Genomic DNA, 25,113 nt, shown 5'->3' with positions numbered 1-25,113 from the left:
CTACCGCGCAAAACGCCTGCGGTATTCCTGCAGGCTCACGCCCAGGCGACGACTGAAGGCGCGCCGAAAACCGTCCACACTGGCGTAGCCCACCGCATCAGCCAGGCGCTTGGCCGGCACATCGGATTCTTCGGCCATGCGGCGCGCCGCGTCTATGCGCGCGTTCTCGACAAACTCGGCCGGCGTGGTGCCGGCCTCGCTGCGGAAGATGCGCGCGAAGCTGCGTTCACTCATACCCGCGCGCAGCGCCAGCGCCGGCACCGAGAGATCTTCCTTGAGATGCGTCAACACGTGGTCCTGCACCTCGCGCACCGCCGAACGCTCCGAGGTTTGCGCCGCCAGGTGTGCGCTGAACTGGCTTTGCCCGCCCGGCCGCTTGAGAAACATCACCAACTGGCGTGCGACCTGCAGCGCAAGCTCCCGGCCATGGTCATCCTCCACCATGGCAAGCGCGAGGTCCATGCCCGCCGTCACACCGGCCGAGGTGAACAGCTTGTCGTCCCTGACGTAAATGGCGTCGGCTTCCACACTCGCCCGCGGATAGCTTGCGGCCAGGCGGGCCGTGGAATTCCAGTGTGTTGCCACACGCTTGCCATCGAGCAAGCCATGCGCCCCCAGCACAAAAGCGCCGGTGCAGACCGAGCCGTAACGCCGCACGCTGCGCACCTGGCGCTGTAGCCAGCGCTGCAGGTCGGCATCACCGGCCATGTCGTCAATACAGGGGCTGCCGGCCACCAGCAAGGTGTCGATACGGCCGCGCTGCGTGGCCACCGTCGCATCCACCGCCATACACATGCCGCTGCTGCTCTTGAGCATGGCCGCGCCGGTGCTGATGAGCTGCACCTGGTAGGCGCGCGGCTGGACGAGCTGGCGCGAAGCTTCGGCAAAAACGTCTGCGGGCCCGGCAACGTCCAGCAGTTGGAAGCGCGGAAAAGCAAGTATGGCGATACGCATGGCACAAACAGAAAATATGGCGGGCATGGCAGAGTTGGCCCACGGATTGGCTGAAAACGCCTTGCGTTGGCCAACACGCCGTTCAGGGTTTGGCAGAAACTACCAATATCTGCAAATTCTGCCAAAGGAAGCCACTGTGTCAAGCCCATCCACCCACCCTGCCGCGCCGGTGTTGAGTGCGCGCAGCGGCGCCTCGGTGCGCCATCTGCCGGTCAACCTGTTCGGCGCGGTCATGAGCCTTTGCGGCCTGGCCCTGGCGTGGCGGCTGGCGCACCGCAGCCTGGGCGCACCGGCGTGGCTGGCCGAGGCCATCAGCATCTTTGCCGTAGCCGTCTTCGTGCTGGTGTCGTTTGCTTATCTGAGCAAACTGCTCCGACACGCCGACGCCGTCTACGCCGAGTTCCAACACCCGGTGGCCGGCAACTTCTTCGGCACCATCGTCATCAGCCTGCTGTTGCTGTCAGCCGTGGTGGAGCCACACAACGCGCCGCTGGCGCGGGGCATCTGGCTCGCAGGTGTGCTGAGCACGTTCGCCCTGAGCTGGTTGGCCATGTCGCGTTTGTTAAAAGGCCAGGTGGATGCGGCGCACGCCGTGCCGGCCATGTTGATCCCTGGTGTGGCCACACTCGACATTCCGGTGACAGGCACACACATGCCCATGGCCTGGGCGGCTGAGCTGAACCTGATGGCGGGCGCCGTGGGCGCGGTGTTGGCGCTGGTGCTGCTGGTGATGATTGTCAGCCGCCTGGTGCACCGCGACCCGTTGGCGCTGGGCATAACACCATCGCTGATGATTCTGGTCGCGCCTTTTGCGGTGGGTTTTCTCGCCTACAGCAACATCACGGGCGGTGTGGACCGCTTCGCTGGTGTGTTGTTTTACTTCGGGCTGTTCATGTTCGCCGTGTTGGCGCCCAAAGTGTTCCGCCCAAGCGTGGCCTTCACCCCCGCCTGGTGGGCGGTGGGCTTTCCGATGGCAGCACTCGCCAACGCGGCGCTGCGCTACGCAGAATTCCGTGCCAGCCAGCCACTCTGGTTACTGGCGACCTTGCTGCTAGGCCTGTTGAGCGGGGTGCTGGCCGTGCTGACCTTGCGCACCTTGCAGCTCGTGCTGGGCGGCAAGTTGTTCAGATGAGCCCGCACACCTGGCATCAGGCGACTGAGGCCTCTGCGGGTGTGCGTATTTCAGCGGCCACGGTGCTGGTGTCACGCAGCAGCGTGTGGATGTCCAGCAGCATCAACATGCGTTCCTCCACCTGGGCCAGGCCGTTGATATAGGCCGTGTCCACCGGGCCGCTCAGGCTGGGTGCTGGACGCAGCATCTCTTGCGTCAGCGAGACCACATCGTTCACCGCATCCACCACCACCCCCACCACGTGGGTGCGCAGGTCGAGCACGATCACCACGGTCGAGGTGGTGAACACGGCTTGTGCGTTGCCCAGGCGTATGCGCAGGTCGATGATGGGCACGATCACACCACGCAGGTTGACCACACCCAGCACGTCGTCACCGGCCCGCGGCATACGTGTGGGTTGCTCGTAGGAGCGGATTTCCTGCACGCTCAGGATGTCGATGCCGAACTCTTCGGCACCGATGTGAAAGCTCAGGTACTGGCCAGCGGAACTGGACGATTTGCCAACGGCGGCATTCAAACCGGAATCAAGGCCACGCATCAAAAGGTCTCCCAATCATCATCAGAACCGGCTGCCACGGCAGGCGCCTTGGCAGAAGTGAGTCGCGCTGCAGCCACGGGGGCTGTGGGCGCTGGTTTGGTCGGTGCCGCCGCTACCGCGGCTGCGGCCGGTTTGGCCAAGGGTTTGCTCGGCGCAGCCTTGGCGGCAGGCGCCGGGGCTTTTGCCGCCACCGGCGCGCTGGCCTTGGCGGGCGCCTTGAAAGCCGCAGCAGGTTTCACCGCCGCAGCGCGGACGTTGCTGCTGGAGCCCACGTTGAACACCGCCACCACTTCGGCCAGGCGCTGGGCCTGGTCGCGCAGCGCCGATGCGGCAGCGGCCGACTCTTCCACCAAGGCAGCGTTTTGCTGCGTCATCTGGTCAAGGTTGTTCACCGCCTGGTTCACCTGGCCTATGCCGTCACGCTGCTCGCCCGACGAGGCGGTGATTTCGCCAATCAGGTCGGACACACGGCGCACGCTGGTGACGATCTCGCCCATGGTTTCGCCGGCCTGGCTGACCTGGGCCGAGCCCTGCTCCACGGTTTCGACCGAGGCGCCTATCAGTGTCTTGATTTCCTTGGCGGCCTGGGCGCTGCGTTGCGCCAGGCTGCGCACTTCGGAGGCCACCACGGCGAAGCCGCGGCCTTGCTCGCCGGCTCGGGCGGCTTCCACGGCAGCGTTCAACGCCAGGATGTTGGTCTGGAAAGCGATGCCGTCGATCACCCCAATGATGTCGGCAATCTTGCGCGACGAGTCGGTGATCTTCTGCATGCTTTGCACCACGTCGCCCACCACCGCGCCACCACGGCTGGCCGCATCGGCTGCCGTGGCCGCCAACTGGTTGGCCTGGCGTGCGGTGTCGGCCGATTGCGTGACCGTGCTGGTCAGCTCTTCCATGCTGGCCGCGGTCTCTTCCAGGTTGGCGGCGGTTTGTTCGGTACGCGCCGAGAGGTCGTGGTTGCCATTGGCGATTTCGGTCGAAGCGGTAGACACCTCTTCCACACCGGTGCGCACTTCGGACACCAGGCCGCGCAGGCGCTCGGTCATGCCGGCCAGCGCTTGCAGCAGTTGGCCGAATTCGTCCTTGCGGTCCACACGCACGGTTTGCGTCAGGTCGCCATCGCTGATGGCACGCGCCGCATCCACGGCTTGCGCCAGGGGACGCGTGATCGAGCGCACCAGCATCAGCGCCAAACCAACGGCGATCAAAATCACCACCACGGCGCTGACCAACCCGCCAATCACCACCGCACGGCGCGCCGCAACGGCTTCTTCCAGGGCTTTGTCGCGTTGATCTTCCTGCAGCTTGACAAAGGCCTTCAGCGCTTCGATGTAAGCGGCCGAGGTGGGCAGGAACTCCTTCAGCGCGAAGTTGCGGCGCGCTTCGGCGTCACCCGAGGCCTTGACTTCGGGCAGGCGCTTCAACGTGCCCAGCAACACACCGCGCGCGTCACCAACCTTGGCCAGAGCGGCTTTGTCGGCATCGGACAGTTGGCGTTCGCGGATCTTCTTGCTGACGTCGGTGATCAACAGGCTGCCGGCGTCCTGGCGCTCCTGGAAAAACTTTTCAATGGTTGGATCGGTGCTGGCAATACCCGCGAGCGAGCGTTCGGTATTGGTCTCGGTCAGCCCTTGCCAGCGCTGGGCCGAGGTGATGTTGGCCTCGTACAACTGCACATCCGCCAAGGCCTTTTCCATGGTCTGGGTGGAACGGCTCTGCGTCCACGCGGCTACCGCCAACAACACCAGCAGCAGGCCCAGTATCGTGCCCCACAACTTATGGGTGACGCGGATATCGTTCAATTTCATCTCAAATCTTTCGAATTCCTGCCCGCGAAGCAGAAGAACACCTTCATCCAGGCATTCGCGCACATGCCAGGAACGGATCGTGGCAAAAACAGTCGGGAGAAAGGGTCGTGCAGTCAGCGGAAGCGCCGGTGGCGCGTGGCCTGTGGAAGGCCGGAGAAGCTTGCATCAAGCCGTTCCGCAGTCAGCAACTCCGCTGTCGTGGCTCTTGTTTGACGCGAAGATGCGCCTGCAACAAGCCGTAGACCGGTAGCTTTGCGACCCCGTCTTTCGATCGGGTGTGCCCATGACAAAGCGCATTTTAAAGGGTTTGCCCAAGCTTGTACGATTTGTAACATCTCCCTCGGCGCCACTCGGCATTGGCAGCGGTACTTGTTTTACCGGTTGAACAACAACCGCCTGCCAGCCGGCTTTTGCTTGGCTGCGGAAACCCTTACATTCGTCACCGCCCTGAGATCGTCAACACGTTCTGACAACCACAGCCCGTACCGTGAAAACCTTCACCCTGCTCAAAACCCTCTCCGTGCTGGCCCTCACGGCCGTGCTTTCGCTGCAGGCGGCGGCACAAGGCCCGGCCACCAAACCCATCACGCTGATCGTGCCCTACCCCGCCGGCGGCGTGGTGGATTACCAGGCCCGGCTTTTGGCCCCGGGCTTGCGGCGCAGCCTCTTGCACGATGTGGTGATAGAAAACATCTCGGGTGCAGCAGGCGCCATAGGATTGCAGCGCCTGGCCTCGGCCCCTGGCGACAGCCAGGAGATGGCCATAGGCACGGACAGCGACCTGCTGCTGGCGCCCATGGTGAACAGCGACATCAGGTTCAGCCCGGCGCAATTTCGCCTCGTTGGCCCTATCGCCAGCACCGCGATGGCGGTGGTGGCGGGCCCCCTGCCCCTGCTCAGCCTGGCCGACACCCTGACCCAGGCGCGGCACGACCTCAAACCCCTGAGCTTTGGCAACTACGGCATGGGCTCCAATTCGCAGTTGCTGGCGCAGGAGTTGACCAGCCGCAGCGGCGTCAACGTACTGCATGTGCCCTACCGCGGCATTGCGCCCTTGCTGCAGGACTTGCTGAGTGGCCAGGTCGACATGGCGTTTGTGCCGCTGGCGGCAGGCATACCCGACCTGGTGAACGCCGGAAAACTACGCCTGTTGGCAGTTGCTTCGCGCCAGCGCCACCGCAACTTCCCGCAAACGCCCACACTTTCCGAAGCCACCGGCCTGCCAGGCCTGGAGCACCGCAGCTGGAGTGGTCTGGTGGTGCCACGCGCCACCTCCGCCGCAGCCGTTGCACGCCTGCATACGGCGCTGCAGGAGACGCTAGCTGACGGCGAAGTCCGCAGCCAGTTCGACAAAAGCGGACTGGAAACCGGCCCCATCATCAGTGTGGCGCAAGCCCAGGCGTTTCTGGACAGCGAGATCGAACGTTATCGGCAGCTTCTCGCCAACAAGGGTGCCGACGGCGGCAATGCGCGGCGCTAAAACCGTTGGGTGGCAGTGTGATCACCCAAGCTCAACACCCCACCCCGCGAATGCCCTTTGGGGATAGGCCGGTGTCACAAGCAGGGGTGATGCGCGGTGTGCACTGGGACGGCATTCTGGCGACAGAAGCAATTCGCTTCCTCGTCTGAAAAAAGGACTGCCATGAACCCACCCCACACCACGGCCGCAAGCAACATCCCCGGCTACACCCTGGGCCAGCCCGGTTCTGCACATTCACCCATGAGTGAACAGGACTTTGCGCTGCTGAAAACAACACTGCTGTTCTCGGAAGATGACCTGCGCCATCTGCGCATGGCGGCTGAAGTTCTGGCGGACCAGGTGGAAGACGTGCTGGACGTCTGGTATGGCTTCGTCGGCGCCAACCCCCATTTGCTGCGCTATTTCAATGGTCCGTCCGGTACGCCGGATGCGGCCTATCTTGCAGCCGTACGGCAACGCTTTGCGGCGTGGATTCTGGACACCACACATGCCCACTACGACCGCGCCTGGCTGGACTACCAGTACGAAATCGGCCTGCGGCATACCCGGCACAAAAAGAACAAGACCGACGGCGTGGCCTCGCCCTCGGAGGTGATTCACCTGCGCTACCTCATCGCTTTCGTGGTGCCGCTGAGCCTCACCATGAAACCGTTCCTGGCGAAAAAAGGCCACAGTGCACAAGACGTGGAGAACATGCACCTCGCCTGGTTCAAAGCGGTCACGCTGACGGCGGCTTTATGGGCCCAGGCCTATGTGCCGGCACAAGACTATTGACGCCTGTGGCGCAACATGCAGCACCTGCTGGCGGGACTGGCGGTGATCGCGGCCTGGGCGGTCTTCGTCTTGCATGTGCTGGACGCCCAGCCGCTGGCCGGGCGCTAGAAGGCCATGAGCCGGCTAGACCTTTTGCGGCGCCAACAGCTGCGCCACCTGGCGCGCACGCAAAACATCGGCGGTGCGGCCACCTTCCTGGAAATGCGCCAGTGCCTGCAGCAACTCCAGCCGTGCTTCATCCAGCGCCGCCTTTTCGTACAGCAGCTCCGCCAGATCGGTGGCGCTGCGCAAGCGCCATGCGGTGGCGCCCTGCTGGGTCGCCAGAGCGATGGACTGGCGCAACAAACCTTCGCCCGCACCGCGCTCACCAGCCACACGCCAGGCACGCAGGCCCTGCACCCTCAGTATTTCGGGTGCGCACCAGGCGTTCACCATGGCCTGCGCTCGTGCCACGGCGGCGGCGCCCACATAGTCGGGATGCAGGGTCGCCAGGGTGTCGATCTGGCTGATCTGTATGCCGGACTCATCCAGTACACCGGCCTGGCCCGCAGGCTGGGCACGCTTGAGGATGGCCGCCCGGTACACCCGTGGCCAGGATTGCCAGAACACCAGCGAATGGCCGTCGGCACACTCCTGTAGTTCGTCCACATAGGCCTGGGCCACGGCGTCGTTGCCGCACCACAGCGCGATCGGGCAGGCGCCGTACGCCAGGGCATAGGTCAGCGACAAGGCGTGGTCCACGGCCTTGGCCGCATCTACTGCGTCCTGCGCCGCCTGCATGGCCTGGTCGGGGAAACCTTGCAGCCACAAAATGCGTGCAAGTTGTGTCAACGATGCCGGCCTATGCTCGAACTGGTAGCCGTTGCCATTGGCATGCCGGATGCTGAACGTCGCCGGGTGAAGCGACTGCCGGGCATGCACCAAGGCCTGCGCCTGGTCGCCCAGGAAATGCAGGCACAAGGCTTTCATGCGGTGGTAGATGAACACCGCCTGTGTGTCGTTCCTGGCGGCGGCCACCTGGCCGTAGACCTCGGTATCGGCAAGTGCCGTGGTGTATTCACCGCGCAGCAGTTGCCCGCCGAAACTGGCCCAGAGTGCGCGCAACTGGTAGTCGGTGTGGCCCAACTGGCTGGCAATGCCGGCACTGCGCGACAACGCGGCCAGCCCCTCGGTGTTGCCGCCGCGCATGGCCATGCTGGCCTGCCCATACTCCACCAGCAACTGCATCTCCAACTTCTGCCCTATGGAGGCAGCGGGCAGACTGGCCAAAGCCTGGGACAAACGCCCCAAATACTCCTTCACCAGCCAAAGCCCAAACCACAGCGCGGGGGATTCCGCGACCAGCTGCGCACCGATCTCCGGCGGTTGCTGCTGCTGGAACGCCCAGTTCAGTGCGGCACGCACATCATCGATTCTGCGGCCATGGCGCTCACGCCAACGCGCAGGCACCATGGTTTCGATTTCCGCGGCCGCGGCCTGCGCGACATCACGGCAATACATCGCATGCCGGTGAAAAATCTCCTGCTGATCGCCGCTTTGCGCCAGTTGTTCGGCCGCGTAGTGGCGCGTGGTCTCCAGCAGGCGGTAGTGCACGGTGCCGTCGCCCGGATCGGCCACCACCAGCGACTTGCTGACCAGGTTCATCAGCATCTGCGCTGGGGCATCATCACCATCGGCGGCCAGCTTCAAGGCCGCCGCCAGCGTAAAACGCTCACGAAAGACCGACAGCCGCATCAGCACCCGCTGCTCGGCCGGCAACAGCAGTTCATAACTCCAGCTCAGCGTGGCGTGCAGGGTCTGATGGCGCGGCTGTGCGGTGCGCGGGCCTAACACGGGCAGGGACAAATGGTCGTCCAGTTTTTCCACCAGACCACCCAGGCCAAAAAACCCGACTTGCGCCGCCACCAGTTCTATCGCCAGAGGCATGCCGTCCAGCCGCCGGCAAAGTTCGGCCACACGCGGCACATCCTCATCGGTGAAGGCTGTGCCGTCCGAGCTGGCCATCGCACGCTCGACAAACAACTCGAAGGCGGCAAAACCCAGGGCCTGCTCGCAGCTCAACTGCGCTGTGGCCGGCGGTATCGCCAAGGAGGTCAGGCGTTGCACCCATTCGCCTCGGGCGCGCAGCGACTCACGGCTGGTCGCCAGGATGTGCACGCCGGCAGCACCGCCCAGCAGGGCTTCGGCAAAAGCTGCAGCGCAGGCCACCACGTGTTCGCAGTTGTCCATCACCACCAGCACGGACTTGTCTGCCAACCACGCAATCACGTCGCGCGCGGCGTCGTCGGAATGCAGGGGAATGCCCAGCACGGCGGCAAACGCGCTGGGGACCAGCGCACCATCGGTAATCGACGCCAGATCAACAAAGCGCACACCGTGGGCGTAGTGCCCGCGCAGGCCGTCGGCCGCCGCCAGCGCCACCGTGGTCTTGCCCATGCCACCCGGCCCCACCAGCGTGACCAGGCGGCGGCGCGGCACCGCAGCCATGAGGGTGTCCACCGCATCGCGGCGCCCGATCAGCCGGGTCAACAAAGCCGGCAGGTGCACGGGCGGAGCCGTGGCCGCCGCGGGAAGCAACGCCAGACTACCGGCCACGGAACGCCGGGTGACGGGCGCCACCAGGCAATAACCGCGCAACGGCACATTGGTGATGTAGCGCAGCCCGGAACGCCCTTCGTCCAGGGCTTTGCGCAAGGCGGCCATGTGCACACGCAGGCCCGCCTCTTCCACCACCGCGTGGGGCCATGCCCGGCAGATCAGATCTTCCTTGCTGACCACTTCGCCGGCACGCTCGGCCAACAAGATCAACAGGTCCAGGGCGCGGCTGCCCAGGCGCACCGGCTCGCCGTGGTTGAGCAGCATGCGTTGCGCAGGCAACAGTGTGAACGGCCCAAAGCAGAACTCGGCCCCCGATGGATTGGCGGTCGGATTCATGGCTGTTGGAGGAGCACACACTTGGGCATGGGGCGCAAGTATGTCCGAGGGACCAGGGCATCGCAAGCCAGATCAAATGCATGCATCTGAATCCCTCCCCGCAGCGGCCGGGTCATGGGTGTAACCCAGCTCAGCGCCCGCCCCGAAATCGACAGGCACGGGGCTGGCCCATGGAATGCCCAGGCGCAGGCGCTGTGGCAGATCGGGATTGGCAACAAACGGCAGCGTGAACGCGATGGCATCGGCCAAGCTGGCATCGAGCAGCGCGCAGGCCTGTTTGGCACTCAGGTCGCCACCGACAATCAGCGCCCCGCCGAATGCGCTGCGCAGTTGCGCCGCCATGGTTTGGCAATCATGCTCCAGTGGGCTGCCATCCCTGCCCATGCCCTGCGGCAGCAGCAGGTGCAGATAGGCCGTGTGCTGCTGCCCCAACCACGCGGCGACAGCCGTGCAGACAGCGTTATGGGGGTTCGTGGTCCGGTGCAGGTTACTAACACCGCTGAAGGGGGCAAGGCAAACCCCAACCCTGGCGGCAGTCCAGACGCCGATGAAGGTCTGGGTGACTTGCTGCAGCAGATCCCAACGGGGGCTGGCGTCTGCAGCGCGTGTTGCAGGTGCATGATCCGTCGAGGGGCTGAAGAAAGCCTGCGGCATGAAGTCCGCATCGGCATGCAACTCAACACCATCAAAGCCGGCATCACCGGCGTTCTCGGCCGCATTGCGGTAACTTTCAAGCACCCCATCGACCTCGCCCAGCTCCAGGGGTTGGCGCAACGCGCCATGGCCAAGTTGCGCCAGCACCAGGCCTCCGCGCGCGTGCACGGCATCCGTCACACCACGCCAATGGTTGACCTGCTCCGCCGAATAAAGGCCGGGGCAACGGCCGTCATCCATGCCGGGGCTGACCGCCACTGGTTCACAAACGATCAGACCTCCGCACGTGGCGCGTTGCGCGTAGTAACTGACCATCATGGGGGTGGGCACACCGCCCGCAGGCGCAGCGCGCCCGCGCGCCATGGCGGGCATCACCACCCGGTGTGCAAGCGAAAACGCCCCCAGCACCAATGGCGCGAAGATCTTTTCACCAGCGAGCCGAGCTTCGGGCATAAAACCTGCGATGGAAATGACGGGACGGGAAATGCCGCAAACACGCTGCAGCCCCGGAGCATGGCCTTGGCCCCGGCAGACCACAAGTTAAGCCTTGTTAAGTGTTGAAAACCGCGCGCCAACGCAGCCTGCTGACAAGTCTTTTCAACGCATAACTGGCGTGTCGCCCTGATCGCCGCGAGGATGTGGTTTGCCCTGATCCGCGCCACCACAAACTCAGCCAACGGTGAGGACAGCTAGAGGTTCTTGGAGTACCACCATGTCGCTCAACAGCCGCAATCCCATCCACGTCCTGGTGATGCATGCCGAGCCACTGATTGAACTTGGCGTGGTGGCTGCGCTAAGTGCACATGAGGACCTGGCCGTGCAGGCCGGCACGACGCAGCCTATGGCCACCGTCGAAAGTGCGCCAGCCGTGCATGTTGTCGTGACCGACCATCAAAACGCCCTGGCCCTGCTGGAGCAGCGCGGACACCAACGCCTGTCGCCGCCGCTGGCCGAGGCACGCATCATCGTGCTGGCGCTGCAGCACCGTGAACCCGACGTGCGCTGGGCGCTGGAAAACGGCGTCGCCGGCTACATGTTGGTGCGCTGCAGCTTGCATGATCTGGTGCAGGGGGTTCGTGCGGTAGACCGCGGTGGGCGTTATCTGTGTCAGGCGGCGGCACGCTCCGTGGCCGAAAGCCTGATGCGTGAAGCCCTCACCAGCCGCGAATTGCAGGTCTTGAACTATCTGGCCCACGGCCACTGCAACAAACAAATTGCCACCGACATGGGCGTGGCCCTGGGTACCGTCAAAGCCCACATGAAAAGCATTCTGGGCAAACTCGGCGCCCAGAGCCGCATGCAGGCCCTGGGCATCGCCGTGGTGCGCGGCCTGGTCACCGAGTTGTCTATGCCAACCCATCAGCGCAGGCGTGCCGGACAGACCTCGGTCTAAGCCTTCCGAGCAAGATCGACAACGCCCGACGCAGGTCAGTGCAGAAACCGCTGCACCTCGTCTGCAAAAGACTGTGCATACTGGAAAAGAAAGCCGTGCCCGGCATCCGGGTAGATCACCAGGCGCGCGTTGGGCAATACCTGGGCCATGGCATATGAGGCATAAGTGGACACCATGATGTCGTGGCGGCCATTGGCCACCAGCACCGGCTGCCTGATGTGTGCCAGGCGTGGCAGCAAGCTGCTGGCTTCCGTCCCCAGCGCCTGGGCCGACGTCAATTGCGCCTGCCAGGCGGCGGCCTCGACCTGCTTTGCAAATGCATCCTGGCGCTGCTGCAGGCGGGCCAGATAGGCACGGCCGGCGGCCTGGCTGCTGAGTGTTTTCTCAAAAAACAGGAACAGAAAGTCCTGCTCGTCATTCACCGGTTTGGTGGCCACTGGCCACACCTCGCTGGCCACCGTTTGTTCCGCCGCCGGCACCGCTGGCACAAAGCCCGGACCAGAGCCCGCCACGATGAGCCGGCGCACCAGCCCCGGATAGTCCAGCGTAAGTTGCAACGCCACCGTGCCCCCCATGGAAAAGCCCAGCACGTCGACCTGGCCATGGCCCAGGGCCGCCAGCGTCTGCGCCGCCGAAGCCGCGAACGCCGGCAACGATGTGGGTGCCGAGCCGGAAGAGCGTGCGAACCCGGGTTGATCAAACATCAGCACCGGTCGGTGCGCGGCGATCAAGTCGATCAGCAGCGGATCCCAATGGTCCATGGTGCCGCGAAAGCGGTTCAGCAGCAGCAGCGGCAGGCCCGGCTTTTCCGGCCCTATCACGCGGTACGCAATCTGCTGGCCGTCGACCAGCACATGCTGGGTCGGCGCCGTCGCCGTGGGGCTGGCTGCCGGTGTGGCAGCCTGCGAACCACTCAGCGCGCTGGAAAGCGGCATGCCTGAGGCGGGGGAGCGAAAGGGGTGCAAACGAAGCAGCATGGTCGGGTCCTCGATCAGGTGGCAACAGCGCCAGTTGGCCATGCTGTCACTGGCGCGCTGCGCTGCCATCTACCCAAGGTTCATCACTCCAAAGAGAGATGGCAGGGCGCGGGCGACTGCCTATTCTTTGGCCTGCGCCGCAAAGCCCGGGCCCCACACGGTTGGCCTCATCCGAACCACAGGAGAGTTCTTCATGTCCGAGCCACAGATTGCTCTTTTTCCCGCCCTGTCGCGGCGCCAATACCTGGTGGCCGGCGCCAGTGCCGTCGGCGGCATGGCGCTGCCGGCGCTGGCCAGTACCCCTGTTCCCGCAAACCCAGCCGCAGCGCGGCACTCTTTGAAAGGACATCCCGCCATGGGCAGCATCTTCACCACCAAAGACGGCACCGAGATCTACTACAAGGACTGGGGCAGCGGCCCCGTGGTCAGTTTCAGCCACGGCTGGCCACTCAGCTCGGACGCCTGGGAGGCACAAATGTTCTTCCTGGCATCCAATGGCTACCGCTGCATCGCGCACGACAGACGTGGCCACGGCCGCTCCAGCCAGCCGTGGAACGGCAACAACATGGACACCTACGCCGACGACCTGAACGAGTTGTTCAGCGCCCTGGACCTTAAAGGCGTGACCATGATTGGCCACTCGACCGGCGGCGGCGAGGTCGCACGCTACATCGGCCGACACGGTACGCAGCGTGTCGCCCGCGCGGTGCTGATGGGTGCCGTGCCACCCATCATGCTCAAGACTGCGGCCAACCCCGGAGGCCTGCCTATCGAGGTCTTCGACGGCTTTCGCAAAGCCTATCTGGCCGACCGCTCCCAGTTCTTCCTGGATGTCGCCAGCGGGCCGTTTTTTGGCTTCAACCGGCCTGGGGCCAAGGTGTCGCAAGGCTTGATCCAATCATGGTGGATGCAGGGCATGATGAGCGGGCACAAAAATGCCTACGACTGCATCAAGGCTTTCTCCGAGACCGACTTCACCGAAGACCTGAAGAAGTTCAACGTGCCCACACTCATCATCCACGGTGATGACGACCAGATCGTGCCCATAGGCGCCTCGGCCATGCTGTCGGCCAAACTGGTGAAAAACGCCGAACTGAAGATCTACAAGGGCGGCACACACAGCCTGGGCGACACCAGCAAGGAACAGCTCAACGCCGATCTGCTGGCCTTTCTGAAACGCTGAGAACAGCTCGCTTTGGGCGGCCAACAAAAAGGGGAACGCATGCGTTCCCCTTTTCTCTGCGCCCGGGGCGAACCGGCACTTAGTTCTTCGGTGTCTTCAGGGTCCCGCCATCGGATTTTTTGGCTACCGCGGTTTCCGTCTTCACTTCGGCGCGGGTTTTCTTTTCTGCCGAACTGGCTTTATCGCCCATCAGGTTGGCGTTGGCGTTTTGGTTGAGTTCGCCGTCCTTGGCGGCCTTGGCACGGTCGGTTTTGACCTCCGCACGGGTCTTGGGTGTCCCCGCTTCGGGCTTGGCTTTGGGCAGCCCGCTATCGTCGGCCGCCCAAGTACTGGAGGTCGCCAGGGCCACGGAAAGGGATGCCACGGCGAATAAAGCCATGGCGGTATTTTTTGAGCGGATCATGATCGTTTCCTTGTCGATGGACTGAGTGGCACTGCGAAACACGGACACCGTGCTCCGAGGCCACCAAGAGCAGAGCACAGCGATAAAAAGCGTCGAGAAACGCGCGGAATCCCGCGCGCTCTTGAGTGTCCCGCTGCCACCAAGCTCCGGCCACGCCACGAAGAGGCATTGCGCCTGCTCCCTAAGAGGTATGGCCTGCGCGCGCGCAAAAGGCCACGATGGCGCGTGTGATGCGCCACGCCGCGCGTCCTTAGGTCCACACTGCCCCACGTTCAACACCATGTGCGCTTGTGTTGCCATCAGGCCACTTATGGCCGCGTTTCTGGCCACGCTGCTGTGCCTGCAAACTCTCTCTGGCTGTGCAAGCTTGCCGCCACCGCCCAGCTTGCGCCCAAGCCACGCCATCGCCGAGGTGGCGCAGTCGCCGCTCGCACAGTTGGCGGCCCGGTCCCTGCCGGCCGACGGTTCGGTTTCCGGGTTCAGGCTGATGCCGGAGGCGGCCACCGCCCTGAACGCGCGCCTGAAGCTGGCAGCAGAAGCCAAACATTCGATCGACGCGCAGTACTACATCCTGGAAGACGACCCGGTAGGCCTTTTATTCCTGGCCTCACTGCGTGCAGCCGCCCAGCGCGGCGTACGTGTACGCCTGCTGGTGGACGATCTTTATGCCGGCAGCAAGTACCCGCTGTATGCCGCGCTGGCCGCAGAGCCCAAGCTGGAGATCAGACTGTTCAACCCGCTGCCGGCCCAGGGTGAAAGCCTGGTTTCACGCCTGCTGCTGTCGCTGTGGGAACTGCGCCGCATCAACCACCGCATGCACAACAAGTTGTTCGTGGTCGACAACAGTTGGGCGGTGCTGGGTGGACGCAATATCGCGGCCGAGTACTTCATGCAGAACGCGATGGCGAATTTCATAGACATCGATCTGCTGGCCTGCGGTCAGGTGGTGGGAGAGCTGTCTTCCAGCTTCGACCGCTACTGGAACAGCCCCGACGCGCGCCCCATCGCCAGCCTGACGGGCACGGAGCCTGCCGGCCGCATGGCCACCAACACCGGCTGGCTCGACCAGAGCTTGGCCGCAGCACTGCCGGCGCCAGAAGCGGAACGCGCTGTTGACCTGCTGGGCGAAAGCCCTGTCGCCACGCAGATGGAGACGGGTCGTGCGGCGCTGATCGGTGGCACGGCGCGGGTGCTGGTCGACCCGCCAGAGAAGATTCGGCAGGCCGACCCGGACGCACGCTTTGCCAGCAGCGTCACCCAGCAGACCCTGCAGGCGCTGGGCATGGCGCAGCAGCAGGTGATTCTGATTTCGCCCTACTTCGTGCCCGGCGAACGCGGCCTGCAGTTGATACGCGACAACGCGGCGCGTGGCGTCAAGACCATAGTCTTCACCAACTCGCTCGAAGCCACGGACGAGACCTTGGTGTATGCGGGCTATGCGCGCTACCGCTGGCGTTTGCTGCGTGCGGGCGTGCGCTTGTACGAGTTGGGCGCCAGGCTGTCGGGACGCAACCACGAACTCGGCGACTTCAAGCAATCTCTGGGCCGCCTGCACGCCAAGGTGGCCATCATCGACGACCGGCAACTGTTTCTGGGCTCCATGAACCTGGACAGCCGCTCGGCCCGGCTGAACACCGAAGTTGGCCTGATCATCGAAAGCCAGGCACTGGCGCGCACCATTGCGCGGCTGTCCTCCGTACGCCTGGCGGGTGCTTATGAGGTGAGAGTGGCAGCCGGCGACAACGGCCTGGAATGGGTCAGCCGCGCGGCGGACCAGAGCGAAGCCGTGCGCCTGGACGAACCCGGCGCCGACTGGCTGCTGAGCCTGAAGAACTGGTTTCTTTCGCAGCTGATCTCGGAAGAGCAGCTTTAAAACGCCGCTGCGTGGAAGGCCTCAGCGCAGCACGTTCTGAAACAGCGGGTGCAGGTTGTTGTGTTTGCCGTCGAAGCTCTCCTGCCCCTCTTCCACCTGTATGGTCATGCCGATGTGGCGCTTGGCGAACACCGGCTCCAGGTGGGCCTTGGCGCAAGCCAGCAGCGCATCGCCGACGCGTTGCTGGGTGGCGATGCTGCGGCCCTTGGCCATGCGCAGGTTCATGTAGATGAAGGCGTGGTCGGCCGAACCATCGGCGACGGCGTAATGCGGCGCGGGGTAGGCATACACCCTCGTGCCACCGATGGGGAACAGCGGTTTGTCGGCGTCGTCGCGCACGCTGAGCATGCTGTCGGCCAGGCTGCGGCACAGCGCGCTCATGTCGGTCTCGGCCTCAAGCTGGCCGGTGTAGAGGATGACGAGGTGGGGCATGGTGTAGGGGAAATCTGTTTATTTATCGATGGCTGGAACCATATCGTCCAGCCACAAAACCTTGTCGGCATAACATTGCAGATCAACCGACAAGGTGGACTGCGCGCCATGCAACCAGACCTCTTTGCGCAGGTCGGATTTGATGTAGGCAATCGCGTCTTCAAAGTCGCCGTCGCCCGCCGAGAGGATCACCCGGTCGTACACGTCTTGCGCCGCGAGCTTGATCATCAGCGTGGTAATCGCCACGTCCACGCCTTTTTGCACATGGCGGTCAAACTGCGTGCCACACGATGGGCAACGGCTGTGCAGGTCTTTGAGCTTGTAGAGCTGGACCCGCATCTGCGGTCCCTTGGGGGCTGCCGATTTGATCCAGGTGTGGAACGCGCTTTGGGATTCGGCCGTGGGGTCGGCGGCGGCGTTCAGGTAGTAACTTTCGTAGATAGGCCCTCCGTTGGCGCGGATCAGCTCGTTCTTGAGCTTGAGATAGTCGAAACCGCCGGGCCGCGTGCGGCCAAAGTTGTAGAGGTAGGCCGCGTCCACGATCCACACGGTTTTGACAAAATCATCGGCTGGCTTGGGCATGGGAAATATTAGAGTTTTGGCTGGTAGAGCTCGAGCGGCAAGCCGTCGGGATCGGCAAAAAAGGTAAAGCGCCTGTCGGTGTATTCGTCTACCCGTATCGCCTCCACCGCTACACCATGGGCCAACAAAGCGGCCACGCTGGCGTCGAGGTCGGCCACCGCAAACGCCAGATGGCGCAGGCCCTGGGCTTCCGGACGCGAAGGCCGGGACGGTGCATTCGGAAAGGAAAACAGCTCGATCTGCGAGCCATCGGGCAAGGCCAGATCGAGCTTCATGGACTGGCGGGCGACGCGGTGATTCTCCGCCACGATGCGAAGTCCCAGGATCTCGGTGTAGAAATGCCTGGAGCGTGCGTAGTCGGAGCAGATCACGGCCACATGGTGAATGCTCTGCAGGGCCAGCTTGGCGGTGGATGCCGGGGTCGGACTATTGGCGGGGGTCATGGAGCAAATTTTCGCGTTGCAGGGCGGCATACACCTGCATCGCGGCGTAAGCGTCGTTGGCGGCATATAACACTTGCACCGTCGATAGTTTGCGCGCCGCCCAGTTCGAGGTCGATGCTTTTTTCGATTTGTTGAACCGCTGGCCGAAGACCACCGCCACGGCGGCCTTCACACCCAGTTCGCGCCGGTAGCCCTGCTGACGGAACAAGGCGTCCACATCCAGCACCGCCTGCGGCGCAGCGCCAAACTTTGCGGCGATCTGGCGCAGGTCCGACACCAGCCCGAACCCGGCCTTGACCACGTGGGCTGCGCCCAGCACCTGGGTCACGGCCAGGCGGCACTCTGGCGCCCATAGCTGAAACACATAGGCCCGCGTCGTGGTGGCGAACTGCACCACGTGTGGTCCGTCGGACTTTTGCTCTTTCAGAAAGGTGGGTTTGGATTCGGTGTCGAAACCCAGCACGGGCTGGGCCAGCAGCTCGGGCAATGCCAGCTGCGCCTGCTCGGGTGTGTCCACCAGCCAGACCTGCTGCGGCCCGAGTACCGGAAACGCCGGCAGCAGCGCCATCTGTTCCCGCGTAGGAGCCTCTTTGCGCTCTTTCATCGTTCGGCAATGTAGTGTTGCATGGTGACCGCGGTGCCGGGCTCGAGAAAGGTACGTACGTAAGCCTCGTGCTCCTGATCGGCCAGCGTGGCGCGGGCACGCTGGTGCAGGTAGTCGGCCCAGGAGGCAACGATGAAACGCTCGACAAACCGTGTCGGGTTGGCCAGATCGCGGTACACGCGCCAGAAGGTGGCGCCATCACGCTGGCGCGGTGCGCGCAGCTCGGAGATTGCGAACAAAAACTCCTCCACATCGCGCTCGCCTACCTGGTAGGACATTTCCACCGCCACCGGGCCGGCCTCGGGTGCCGGCTCGTATTTCACCAGCAATACATCGCCGGGCGCGGCCTGGGTCACCTCCAGCGCCTCGCCCATGCGCAGCGGGAAAGGCCGGGCCAGCAGCAGGCCGCAGCCCATGCTGGCGGCCGCCAGGCACAAGGTGAACGACAGGCCAAAAAGATCGGACAACGCCCCCCAGAACGCCGAACCAAACGCAAACGAGCCCAGCGCACACAAGGTGTGCATGGCCAGCGCACGTGAGCGCACCCAGGGTGGCACGCTGGTTTGCGTTGCGGTGTTGAAGGTGGACATCACCGCCATCCACGCGGCACCGCCAAAACACAGGGCCAGCAGCACCAAGGGTGTCCAGCGCGAAAAGGCGGAAATCAGCATCACCAGCGCGTAGACCACGCAGCCCGCCGCCACAATCAACTCAAGCCCGAATCGCAGCCGCAGCCGGCCTATGACCAGGCCCACGGCCACCGCACCCGAGCCCAGGCAACCCATCAACATGCCGTAACCCGCCGCGCCCAGCCCGAGTTGCTGCTGCCCTATGACCGGCAACAAGGCCCACAAGGCCGAACCGGCGCCGCTGTAGGCCACGGTGCGCACCAGTTGCGCCAGCACGGTTTGTGAATGCCAGGCAAAACGCAGCGCACTCATCATGCCGCCCCACAGCCGCTCGGCCGGCAGGCGCGATGGCGGGTGCGGTGCCGGCGGCCAGCGGCGCACCGACTCCATCATCGCCAGTGTGGCCAGCACGGCAAAGGCAAAGTTCCAGGCGCCACCAATCACCGAAAACACCACCCCCGCCAAGGCTGGCCCGACGGCACGCGCGGCGTTGTAGGCAATGGAAATGACGGTGATGGCCTGCGGCAGATCGGCGCGCGGCACCGTATCGGTGACGGTGGAGTTCCAGGCCGGTGACGACAAGGCGGTGCAGCAGCCCGCGACAAAGATGAAAAACAGGATGGTCGCGGCACCGCCAATGCCCGCCAGCAGCAACACCGCCAGCAAGGTGCCGCTGATGGCCTGCACCGCCAAAGCGCGTTGGATCAGGGTACGCCGGTCGGCAATGTCAGCCAGCACACCGGCCGGCAGCGACAACAAAAACATAGGCAGAAACACCGCTGTCTGCACCAGCGCCGCCAGAAACGACGAGCCGGTCAGCTCGACCATCAGCCACGCCGCCGCCATGGCCTGCATGAAGTTGCCGATGAAGTAGACGGCTCCGGCGCCCCAGAGCCCCCGAAATGCGCGATGGCGCAGGCTGTCCCATATCGAAGCGGAGGGTGTCATTGCCTCCATTGTGCCTGCGGATGGAGCAGGTTTTGGCTTTGGCACCACAGTTTTGGCACCACTTTAGGGCCTGTTAACACTATGGATGGGAGCGCGAACGTGCTTAAAAAGTCGCCAATCAAGGCGCGGGACGACGGCCAGGCGTCAGCCTGGCCTAGGAGTGCAACGCGGAGTGGCGGCTTTTTAAGCACGTTCCCTTCGGGTTGCGGCCCAAAAGACCAGCCGCGTCGTTGCAAAGCCTTGCCGGGGTTCACCCCGGCTGCGTTTTGCGCCTCGCCCCTGGCCTTTTGGACTCGCAACGCGTCTCCCATCCATAGTGTTAACAGGCCCTAGATCAACTGGCGCTGGCCAACGCCTCACGCACCGCTGCGACCTGGCGCCGCGACACCATCAGCCATTCGTCAAGCCCGTGCAGACGCACCGCCCAGCCCTCGCCTTCGCCGCCTTCGGCCGCATCAAACTTTTTCTCCAGCGCGCGCAAGGCCCGCCGCGCCACAAGTGCGTTGCGATGGATGCGCACAAACAAGCTGGCGTGGCGCGTTTCCAGCTCGGTCAGGGCACCGTCAAAAATGTAGCTGCGCGTCGCGGTGCGCACCGTCAGGTACTTCAGCTCGGCCTTGAAGTACAACACGTCTGCCAGCGGCACACGCTCCACGCGGCCACGGTCGTGTATCACCAAAGACTCTTGTACAGAATCAGCCTCCAGCGCTTTCCGGGATTGCGCAAGACGCTCCACTTTTAATAGCGAATCACGCAGGCGCTGCAGACGCACGGGCTTGGTCAGGTAGTCCACCGCATCAAGTTCGAACGCTTGCACGGCGTGGTCGGCATGGGCGGTGACAAAAACCACAGCCACGGGCTCGGCACGCACTTTCAACGCCTGTGCCAGCTGCAGGCCATCGGTGCCAGGCATGTGGATGTCGAGCAGCACCACATCCACCCGCTCGCGCGCCAAGACTTCCAGCGCCTGCGCGGCATTACCGGCCTCGCCGACCACACAGGCGGTGGCACTGCCGCAGTCGTCCAGTAGCGTGCGCAAGCGGCTGCGCGCCAGCACTTCGTCGTCGACGATGAGTACACGCAGGCTCATACCGGCACCTCTATGCGTACGCGAAACAAGCCATCCTTGAACGCCGCCTGAAACTGGCCTTGCACGTCGTGCTGCAGTTTCAGCCGTTCACGCACATTCGCCAGGGCCAGACCCTGGCCCTTGGGCCCGGGCCCACCCGGCACGGTATTGGTCACCTTGATGACGACCGTGCCCTTGCGCCGCTCGGTAGAGATTTGCACATCGGCGCCGCTGGGGCTGGGCTCGACGCCGTGGCGCACCGCGTTCTCCACCAGCGGCTGCAGCAGCAGCGGCGGCACCAGGGTGTCGCCAGCGGCGGGGTCCAGGTCCCAGCGCACCTGCAGCCGGTCGCCAAACCGCACCTGCTCTATCGACAGGTATTGCCGCGCCAGCGCAACCTCGTGGGCCACACTCACGGTTTCGCCCTGGTCGACCAGGGCGTGGCGAAACAGGTCGCTCAGGTCTTCCAGCAGCGATTCGGCCTTGGCCGGTTCGGCCCGCACCAGGGCAATGGCACTGTTCAGGGTGTTGAACAAAAAATGCGGCTGTATGCGCGCCTGCAGCTCGTCCAGCCGCGCGGTGGTGGCCGCAGGGGTGCGCGCGCGCGCGCGCAGCAGCAGGCCGGCCACCACCAGGGCGGAGACCAGCGCCCCCGCCGCCGCGCTGGCCAGCCAGGGTGCCGGATCGGCCACGCCGAGCAGCGCCAGCATCGCGCAGCCGTACAGCCCGGCGAATGCCCCCAGCACCACACCAGCAGTGATCTGGCCGGCTTCGGGCAGCAGTGCCAGCGGGCGTTTCAGGCTGCAGGCCACAATCAGCCAGGTGAGCGTGGCGGGCAAGGCGCCCCCGGTCAGCACCGCACACAGCGCCAGCCAGTCGACGAAGTTGCCGGTATTGAACATCGCCCCCACACACAGCACCAGCTCAACGAACAAAACCGCGCGCAAAATGACGCCCGCACGGCAGGCGTCGAACACCTGCGCGGCCGGCGACACACGCGCGGACGCGGCCAACTCCGCCGGGTCGCCAGCGAGTTCGTGGAAGGTCGATAAAATTTGCGGTTCTTTCATGCGCGTGAATCTGTCAGTGTTCGATTATTGGGGAAGACCGGGCGTCCACCAAGCCTGCCCCTGCTGAAACTGCCGTCATCACGCTGTGTACCCGTATTTCTGCTTATCCCCGTACTACCAGGTCCAACCTCATGTCCCAAAACCAACTCGATAAAAAATCCGAAGCCTGGTCAGCGCTGTTCTCTGAACCCATGAGCGATCTGGTCAAGCGCTACACCTCCAGCGTGTTTTTCGACAAACGCCTGTGGCAAGCCGACATTGCCGGCAGCCTGGCGCATGCCGGCATGCTGGCCAAACAAGGCATCATTGGCGCAGAAGACCTGGCCTCCATCCAGAAGGGCATGGCGCAGATCGCCGGCGAAATCGAGTCCGGCGCGTTCGAGTGGAAGCTGGATCTGGAAGACGTGCACCTGAACATCGAAGCCCGCCTGACGCAACTGGTGGGCGACGCCGGCAAGCGCCTGCACACCGGCCGCAGCCGCAACGACCAGGTGGCCACCGACGTACGCCTGTGGCTGCGTGGCGAGATCGACCTGATTGGCGGCCTGCTGATCGATCTGCAAAAAGCCCTGGTCGACATCGCCGAGAAAAACGTCGATGTGATCTTGCCCGGCTTCACCCACCTGCAGGTGGCCCAGCCGGTGAGTTTTGGCCACCACATGCTGGCCTACGTCGAAATGTTCAGCCGCGACGCCCAACGTATGCTGGATGTACGCCGCCGCGTCAACGTGCTGCCGCTGGGCGCCGCCGCTCTGGCCGGCACCAGCTACCCGCTGGACCGCGAACTGGTCGCCCAAACCCTGGGCATGGACGGTGTCTGCCAGAACAGCCTGGACGCGGTGAGCGACCGTGACTTCGCGATTGAATTCACTGCCGCCGCCTCGCTGGCCATGGTGCACATCAGCCGCTTCAGCGAAGAGTTGATCTTGTGGATGAGCCAGAACTTCAGCTTCATCCAGATTGCCGACCGCTTCACCACCGGATCAAGCATCATGCCGCAGAAGAAAAACCCCGACGTGCCCGAGTTGGCGCGTGGCAAGACCGGCCGCGTGGTCGGCCACTTGATGGGCCTGATCACCTTGATGAAGGGCCAGCCGCTGGCCTACAACAAGGACAACCAGGAAGACAAGGAGCCGCTGTTCGACACCGTGGACACACTCAAGGACACGCTGCGCATCTTTGCTGAAATGGTTGGCGGCATCACCGTCAAGCCCGAAGCCATGGAGCGCGCCGCCTTGAAGGGATATGCCACCGCCACCGACCTGGCCGACTACCTGGTGAAGAAGGGCCTGCCCTTCCGCGACGCCCACGAAACCGTGGCGCATGCCGTCAAGGCGGCGATTTCGCACCAGGTTGATTTGTCGGAACTGCCGCTCAAGGTGCTGCAGGAGTTCCACCCCAGCATAGAAAAAGACGTGTTTGACGTGTTGAGCCTGCGCGGCTCGCTGAACGCACGCAACACGCTGGGCGGCACGGCACCGGCCCAGGTGAAGCTGCAGATCGCGCGCCACCGCGCACGTTTGGCCTAAGCCCAGCCGGAGCGCGTGTTCAAGCCGCCGAGGTGTGCTTGAACACGTTGATGGCTTCCACCAACTGTTTCGCCTGCTGCTGCAGGCTGCTGGCGGCTGCGGCACTCTGTTCCACCAGCGCGGCGTTCTGTTGGGTGATCTGATCCAGGTGGGAAATCGCGTCCCCCACCTGGCTCACACCGTCGCTTTGTTGCTGGGTGGCACCGCTGATGTCACCGATCAACTGCGACACCTGCCGCACTTGCGCGACGATGCTGTCCATGTTCTGGCCCGCATCACTCACCAGCCGCGAGCCTGACTCCACCTTCTCCACGCTGCTGCCAATCAGCGCCTTGATTTCCTTGGCCGCGTCGGCGCTACGCCCGGCCAATGCGCGCACCTCACTCGCCACCACTGCAAAGCCACGCCCTTGCTCACCGGCACGCGCCGCTTCCACGGCCGCATTCAGCGCCAGGATATTGGTCTGGAAGGCAATGCTGTCGATGACACCAATGATGTCGACAATCTTCTTCGAGCTGGCCGTGATGTCGCCCATGGTGGTGATCACGCCGGCCACCACCTCGCCACCCTTGGTGGCGGCCTCGCTGGCCGATCCGGCGAGTTTGGTGGCCTCGCGTGTGGTGTCGGCGTTGTTCTTCACGCTGGCGGTCATCTGCGTCATGGAGGCGGCGGTTTGCTCGACACTGGCAGCCGACTGCTCGGTGCGCGAGCTCAAATCATTGTTGCCCTTGGCAATTTCGTCCACGGCGTTTTGCACATTGCTCACCTGCTGCGCCACGTCGTCAATCAACCAGCGGAACATCAGCCCGAGTTGGTTGATGGAACGCAGCGTCATGCCGATTTCGTCCACCCGGCCCAACTCCAGCCCTTGCTGACTGCGGCCCGAGGCCACGTCCAGCGCCTGGCGCAGCACCCGCTCCAGCGGCCCGGCAATCTGCACCTCCAGCCACCAGCTCGACAACACCGCACTCAACACCAAGGCGCCAATCATCTCGGCCAGCTCCAGATCACGCAGCCCCAGCACGGTGGCCAGAAACGAGCCCACCAGCACCAGCGCCGCCAGGGCCAGACGAATGCGCCAACGTACAGACATGGTTTTGGCCCATGAAGTCCAGCCCATCAGACCGGTGCGCAAAATCAAGCCCTTGTAAAACACGCGACCACGGGCTTCGCCGTCTCTGAATTCTTTATAGAGCTTTTCGGCCCCCTCAATCTCGGCGCGCGAAGCCTTGGTGCGCACCGACATGAACCCCGCCACTTGCCCATTGCGCACCACAGGCACGGCATTCGCGCGCACCCAGTAGTGGTCGCCGTTCTTGCGGCGGTTCTTCACCAGGCCGGTCCATGGCTGGCCGTCTTTGAGCGTGCGCCACAGGTCGGCAAAAGCTTGGGTCGGCATGTCGGGGTGCCGCACCATGTTGTGCGGCTGGCCTTTGATCTCTTCTCGATCAAAGCCGCTGACTTCGATGAAAGCGTCGTTGGCGTAGTTGATATAGCTCTGCGTGTCGGTGGTCGACATCAGCGTTGCGTTATCTGGAAACTCATACTCGCGTTGGGTAACGGGCAGGTTCGTACGCATTGGTTCTCCTCCAAATATCGACCAGTAGATGGTTCTCTTCGGGTGACGCCGTTGCCAAGCTTATTTCAACAATTGAAACAATGACAAGAGGTTTTAGCAAAATTCGTTCAAAAAAATAATGAAGT

The 25,113-nt window shown here is 63.9% G+C and carries 22 protein-coding genes and 1 riboswitch; of the genes, 7 read left to right on the top strand and 15 right to left on the bottom strand.

Going from position 1 to position 25,113, the window contains the following annotated elements; all coding sequences use genetic code 11:
- On the bottom strand, positions 1-954 hold the full coding sequence (locus tag ACFQ95_RS02050; RefSeq protein WP_422829228.1) for a GlxA family transcriptional regulator: 954 nt from the start codon (positions 952-954) through the stop codon (positions 1-3).
- A 136-nt stretch (positions 955-1,090) separates the two neighbouring features.
- Here ACFQ95_RS02050 and ACFQ95_RS02045 point away from each other — a divergent pair, with 136 nt between their 5' ends.
- On the top strand, positions 1,091-2,086 hold the full coding sequence (locus tag ACFQ95_RS02045) for an SLAC1 anion channel family protein (RefSeq protein WP_422829123.1): 996 nt from the start codon (positions 1,091-1,093) through the stop codon (positions 2,084-2,086).
- Positions 2,087-2,102: 16 nt separating this feature from the next.
- On the opposite strand, the gene ACFQ95_RS02040 is transcribed toward ACFQ95_RS02045, so the two are convergent.
- Positions 2,103-2,624 (bottom strand): chemotaxis protein CheW, encoded by a 522-nt coding sequence (locus ACFQ95_RS02040; RefSeq protein WP_422829122.1) that lies wholly within the window; start codon positions 2,622-2,624, stop codon positions 2,103-2,105.
- Positions 2,624-4,432 (bottom strand): methyl-accepting chemotaxis protein, encoded by a 1,809-nt coding sequence (locus tag ACFQ95_RS02035; RefSeq protein ID WP_422829121.1) that lies wholly within the window; start codon positions 4,430-4,432, stop codon positions 2,624-2,626. The genes ACFQ95_RS02040 and ACFQ95_RS02035 overlap by 1 nt, the downstream gene beginning before the upstream one ends.
- 180 nt (positions 4,433-4,612) lie before the next feature.
- Positions 4,613-4,724: riboswitch (cyclic di-GMP riboswitch) on the bottom strand.
- A 195-nt stretch (positions 4,725-4,919) separates the two neighbouring features.
- Here ACFQ95_RS02035 and ACFQ95_RS02030 point away from each other — a divergent pair.
- Together ACFQ95_RS02030 and ACFQ95_RS02025 are read left to right on the top strand one after the other, a co-directional pair.
- Complete coding sequence (locus tag ACFQ95_RS02030; protein ID WP_422829120.1) at positions 4,920-5,912, top strand: Bug family tripartite tricarboxylate transporter substrate binding protein; 993 nt, start codon at positions 4,920-4,922, stop codon at positions 5,910-5,912.
- 162 nt (positions 5,913-6,074) lie between these two features.
- A complete protein-coding gene (locus ACFQ95_RS02025) occupies positions 6,075-6,686 on the top strand; it encodes a protoglobin domain-containing protein (RefSeq protein WP_422829119.1) in 612 nt (203 codons plus the stop codon).
- A 123-nt stretch (positions 6,687-6,809) separates the two neighbouring features.
- On the opposite strand, the gene ACFQ95_RS02020 is transcribed toward ACFQ95_RS02025, so the two are convergent.
- Positions 6,810-9,620, bottom strand: coding sequence for an ATP-binding protein (locus ACFQ95_RS02020; protein WP_422829118.1), 2,811 nt, complete (start codon positions 9,618-9,620; stop codon positions 6,810-6,812).
- Positions 9,621-9,692: 72 nt separating this feature from the next.
- Entirely contained in the window at positions 9,693-10,727 is a 1,035-nt protein-coding gene (locus ACFQ95_RS02015) for a hypothetical protein (RefSeq protein WP_422829117.1), read from the bottom strand.
- A gap of 259 nt (positions 10,728-10,986) precedes the next feature.
- On the opposite strand from ACFQ95_RS02015, the gene ACFQ95_RS02010 reads away from it, so the two are divergent.
- Positions 10,987-11,667 carry a LuxR C-terminal-related transcriptional regulator gene (locus ACFQ95_RS02010; RefSeq protein ID WP_422829116.1) on the top strand — a complete coding sequence of 227 codons (681 nt, stop codon included), beginning with the start codon at positions 10,987-10,989 and terminating at the stop codon, positions 11,665-11,667.
- 35 nt (positions 11,668-11,702) lie between these two features.
- Here the strand turns inward: ACFQ95_RS02010 and ACFQ95_RS02005 are convergent, their stop codons facing one another.
- Positions 11,703-12,644, bottom strand: coding sequence for an alpha/beta fold hydrolase (locus ACFQ95_RS02005; protein WP_422829115.1), 942 nt, complete (start codon positions 12,642-12,644; stop codon positions 11,703-11,705).
- A gap of 193 nt (positions 12,645-12,837) precedes the next feature.
- On the opposite strand from ACFQ95_RS02005, the gene ACFQ95_RS02000 reads away from it, so the two are divergent.
- A complete protein-coding gene (locus ACFQ95_RS02000) occupies positions 12,838-13,827 on the top strand; it encodes an alpha/beta fold hydrolase (protein WP_422829114.1) in 990 nt (329 codons plus the stop codon).
- A 79-nt stretch (positions 13,828-13,906) separates the two neighbouring features.
- Here ACFQ95_RS02000 and ACFQ95_RS01995 read toward each other — a convergent pair whose 3' ends face one another.
- Positions 13,907-14,272, bottom strand: a complete 366-nt coding sequence (locus tag ACFQ95_RS01995; RefSeq protein WP_422829113.1) for a DUF4148 domain-containing protein — start codon at positions 14,270-14,272, stop codon at positions 13,907-13,909.
- Between the two features lie 268 nt (positions 14,273-14,540).
- Here ACFQ95_RS01995 and ACFQ95_RS01990 point away from each other — a divergent pair, with 268 nt between their 5' ends.
- Positions 14,541-16,103 (top strand): phospholipase D-like domain-containing protein, encoded by a 1,563-nt coding sequence (locus ACFQ95_RS01990; protein ID WP_422829111.1) that lies wholly within the window; start codon positions 14,541-14,543, stop codon positions 16,101-16,103.
- Positions 16,104-16,124: 21 nt separating this feature from the next.
- Here the strand turns inward: ACFQ95_RS01990 and ACFQ95_RS01985 are convergent, their stop codons facing one another.
- The 7 genes from ACFQ95_RS01985 to ACFQ95_RS01955 all read right to left on the bottom strand — a co-directional run bounded on the left by ACFQ95_RS01985 (position 16,125) and on the right by ACFQ95_RS01955 (position 21,880).
- Positions 16,125-16,535 (bottom strand): 5-carboxymethyl-2-hydroxymuconate Delta-isomerase, encoded by a 411-nt coding sequence (locus ACFQ95_RS01985; RefSeq protein WP_422829110.1) that lies wholly within the window; start codon positions 16,533-16,535, stop codon positions 16,125-16,127.
- Between the two features lie 18 nt (positions 16,536-16,553).
- Positions 16,554-17,117: an NYN domain-containing protein gene (locus tag ACFQ95_RS01980; RefSeq protein ID WP_422829109.1), complete on the bottom strand. Its 564-nt coding sequence runs from the start codon at positions 17,115-17,117 to the stop codon at positions 16,554-16,556.
- Positions 17,118-17,125: 8 nt separating this feature from the next.
- Positions 17,126-17,560, bottom strand: a complete 435-nt coding sequence (locus ACFQ95_RS01975) for a VOC family protein (protein WP_422829108.1) — start codon at positions 17,558-17,560, stop codon at positions 17,126-17,128.
- A complete protein-coding gene (locus ACFQ95_RS01970) occupies positions 17,544-18,164 on the bottom strand; it encodes a 3'-5' exonuclease (RefSeq protein WP_422829107.1) in 621 nt (206 codons plus the stop codon). Before ACFQ95_RS01970 ends, ACFQ95_RS01975 begins: the two co-directional genes overlap by 17 nt.
- Positions 18,161-19,741, bottom strand: a complete 1,581-nt coding sequence (locus tag ACFQ95_RS01965; RefSeq protein ID WP_422829106.1) for an MFS transporter — start codon at positions 19,739-19,741, stop codon at positions 18,161-18,163. Before ACFQ95_RS01965 ends, ACFQ95_RS01970 begins: the two co-directional genes overlap by 4 nt.
- A gap of 334 nt (positions 19,742-20,075) precedes the next feature.
- Positions 20,076-20,831, bottom strand: a complete 756-nt coding sequence (locus ACFQ95_RS01960) for a LytR/AlgR family response regulator transcription factor (RefSeq protein ID WP_422829105.1) — start codon at positions 20,829-20,831, stop codon at positions 20,076-20,078.
- Positions 20,828-21,880 (bottom strand): histidine kinase, encoded by a 1,053-nt coding sequence (locus ACFQ95_RS01955; protein WP_422829104.1) that lies wholly within the window; start codon positions 21,878-21,880, stop codon positions 20,828-20,830. The genes ACFQ95_RS01960 and ACFQ95_RS01955 overlap by 4 nt, the downstream gene beginning before the upstream one ends.
- Before the next feature lie 131 nt (positions 21,881-22,011).
- Here ACFQ95_RS01955 and argH point away from each other — a divergent pair, with 131 nt between their 5' ends.
- Entirely contained in the window at positions 22,012-23,409 is a 1,398-nt protein-coding gene (gene argH, locus ACFQ95_RS01950; protein WP_422829103.1) for an argininosuccinate lyase, read from the top strand.
- Between the two features lie 19 nt (positions 23,410-23,428).
- Here the strand turns inward: argH and ACFQ95_RS01945 are convergent, their stop codons facing one another.
- The gene (locus ACFQ95_RS01945; protein WP_422829102.1) at positions 23,429-24,988 is read right to left on the bottom strand and encodes a methyl-accepting chemotaxis protein; all 1,560 of its coding nucleotides are present in this window, start codon (positions 24,986-24,988) and stop codon (positions 23,429-23,431) included.
- Positions 24,989-25,113 lie beyond the last annotated feature (125 nt).

Origin of the sequence: Variovorax sp. HJSM1_2, from assembly GCF_049316285.1 — a bacterium.
Lineage (GTDB): Bacteria > Pseudomonadota > Gammaproteobacteria > Burkholderiales > Burkholderiaceae_C > Rhodoferax_B.
This window is presented reverse-complemented; position numbering and strand designations above follow the sequence as displayed.